Here is a 2,979-nt window from a genome sequence, read left to right as displayed (position 1 = left end):
ACTTTGTGCGCACAATAAAAATGCCGTTCAGTCGCTTAACTGAACGGCATTACGGCCGAAGCCGGGTTCAATGTTCCCGCGCCCTGTTCTCAAAGGGTGCGGTCACCTGCAAAAGTTACTGCGGAAAAAACTTACGCTGCCAGCAGCGAGCGCAGCACGAACGGCAGGATCCCGCCGTGCTTGTAGTAATCCACTTCAATCGGCGTATCGATACGCAGCAACACCGTCACGCGCTGCTCGCTGCCGTCCTTGCGATGAATCACGAGCGTCACTTCCTGCTGCGGCTTGATATCGGATGAAAGGCCTTCGATATCGAACGTTTCTTCGCCCGTGATGTTCAGTGACTGGACGCTGTCCGAGCCCTTGAACTGCAACGGCAACACGCCCATGCCGACCAGGTTCGAACGATGGATTCGCTCGAAGCTGCGCGCCACGACCACCTTCACGCCGAGCAATTGCGTGCCCTTTGCGGCCCAGTCGCGTGACGAACCCGTGCCGTACTCTTCGCCGGCAAACACGATGGTCGGCGTGCCCTGGTCGATGTACTTCATGGCTGCGTCATAGATCGACATTTCTTCGCCGCTCGGCTGGAATATCGTCACGCCGCCTTCCACGCGCGTGCCGTCGGCCGTCAGCGGGATCATCAGGTTCTTGATCCGCACGTTGGCGAAGGTGCCGCGCATCATGACGTCGTGGTTGCCGCGACGCGAGCCGTAGCTGTTGAAATCGGCCTTCTGCACGCCGTTCGCCTTCAGCCACACGCCTGCCGGGGAGCTTTCCTTGATCGAACCAGCCGGGCTGATGTGGTCGGTCGTGACCGAGTCACCGAAGATACCCAGCGGACGCGCGCCCTTGACGGCCGGAATGCTGTCGGCCGGCGTCATCGAAAAGTCCTTGCCGAAGAACGGCGGTTCGGCGATGTACGTCGACTTCGGCCAGTCATAAACCTGGCCCGCTTCGCCTTCGATCTTGCTCCACAGGTCGCCGGTCTTCGTGAGCTCGGCGTAGTTCTTGCGGAATGCGTCGGCGTCGAGTGCGAACTTGAGCAGCGCGTTGACTTCGTCGCTCGTCGGCCAGATGTCGCCGAGGAAGATGTCCTTGCCGTTCTTGCCCTTGCCGACTGGTTCCGTCATCAGGTCGACCGTCATGTTGCCGGCGATAGCGTAAGCCACGACCAGCGGCGGCGATGCCAGGAAGTTGGCGCGGATGTTCGGATGAATACGCGCTTCGAAGTTACGGTTACCGGACAGCACGGCGGCCGCCACGATGTCGTTCTTCGTGATCGCGTCGTTCAGTTCCGGCGTCAGGTCGCCCGCATTGCCGATACACGTCGTGCAGCCGTAAGCGGCCAGCGTGAAGCCGAGCTGATCGAGGTAGGGCAGCAAGCCGGTCTTCGTGAGGTACTCCGTGACAATCCGCGATCCCGGCGCCAGCGATGTCTTGATGTGCGGGGCAACGGTCAATCCGGCTTCTACTGCTTTCTTCGCGAGCAGGCCGGCGGCAAGCAACACGCTCGGGTTCGACGTGTTCGTGCACGACGTGATGGCGGCGATCAGGATGTCGCCATTCTTCACATCGACCTTGTTCGTGGTCGTGTATTGCTTGTTCAGATCGGCGGCCTTTTTACCGAAGCCGTTATCGCTGACAGCTGCCGAGAACAACTCCGTGAAGTTCGACTTCACGTTGCCGATTTCAATACGGTCCTGCGGGCGCTTCGGACCCGCCAGCGACGGAGCAACTGTGCCGAGGTCGAGCGTAAGCGTCTTCGTGTAGTCGATGTCGCCAGCCTTCGGCACGCCGAACAGGTTCTGTGCCTTGAAATAGGCTTCGAACGCCGAGATTTCTGCGTCGGTACGACCCGTTCCCTTGAAGTAGTCGATGGTCTTTTCATCGACGGGGAAGAAGCCCATGGTCGCGCCGTATTCCGGCGCCATGTTGCCGATGGTCGCGCGGTCCGGCAGCGACAGCGACTTCGTGCCTTCGCCGAAGAACTCGACGAACTTGCCGACGACCTTCTCTTTGCGCAGCATTTCGGTGACGGTCAGCACCAGGTCGGTCGCCGTCACGCCTTCGCGAATCTTGCCCTTCAGCTCGACGCCAACCACGTCCGGCGTCAGGAAATACACGGGCTGGCCGAGCATACCGGCTTCGGCTTCAATACCGCCCACGCCCCAGCCCACCACGCCAATACCGTTGATCATCGTCGTGTGGCTGTCCGTGCCAACGAGCGTGTCCGGGTAATACACCGTATCGCCTTCAATCGACTTCTTGTGCACGCCACGCGCCAGATATTCCAGGTTCACCTGGTGGACGATACCCACGCCCGGCGGCACGACCTTGAATGTATCGAAGGCTTGCATGCCCCACTTCATGAACTGGTAGCGCTCGTTATTGCGCTGGAATTCCAGTTTCATGTTCAGGTCGAGCGCGTCTTTCTGACGGAAGTAATCGATCTGCACCGAGTGATCGACCACCAGATCGACCGGCACGAGCGGCTCGATCGCCTTCGGGTCCTTACCTGCGCGCTTCGCGACACCACGCATGGCGGCAATATCGGCGAGCAGCGGCACGCCGGTGAAATCCTGCAGCACGACGCGCGAGACCACGAACGGGATTTCATCGGTACGATCCGCGACCGGCTTCCAGTTCGCCAGTTGTTTGATGTGTTCCTCGCCGATCTTCTTGCCGTCGTAGTTGCGCAGCACCGATTCCAGCACGATGCGGATCGACACCGGCAGGCGTTCGATCTTGACGTTGAGCGCCTTTCCGAGCGCGGGCAACGAGTAGTACTTGCCTTTGCCGGAACCGCTATCGAATTCCTTGAGCGTTTTGTGGAGATTGTGGGCCATGTTTTTTTTCCCTTGGTTTAAACGAGGAAATACCTTCGAAACGTTTGATCTAAAAGCGAGTGACGAATCCTGACTAAATCACATACAAATCAACATATTCATTGACCGGCATTGCTTCGAGCGTTGCCTG

Annotated in this window: 1 protein-coding gene; it reads right to left on the bottom strand. The window is 59.2% G+C overall.

Translation table 11 applies throughout. The features are described from left to right. Nucleotides 1–131 precede the first annotated feature (131 nt). Entirely contained in the window at nt 132–2,849 is a 2,718-nt protein-coding gene (acnA, locus tag M0D69_RS43480; protein WP_301787956.1) for an aconitate hydratase AcnA, read from the bottom strand. Between the last annotated feature and the right edge of the window lie 130 nt (nt 2,850–2,979).

Source organism: Caballeronia sp. SEWSISQ10-4 2 (genome assembly GCF_030464885.1).
Taxonomy (GTDB): Bacteria; Pseudomonadota; Gammaproteobacteria; order Burkholderiales; family Burkholderiaceae; genus Caballeronia.
This window is presented reverse-complemented; position numbering and strand designations above follow the sequence as displayed.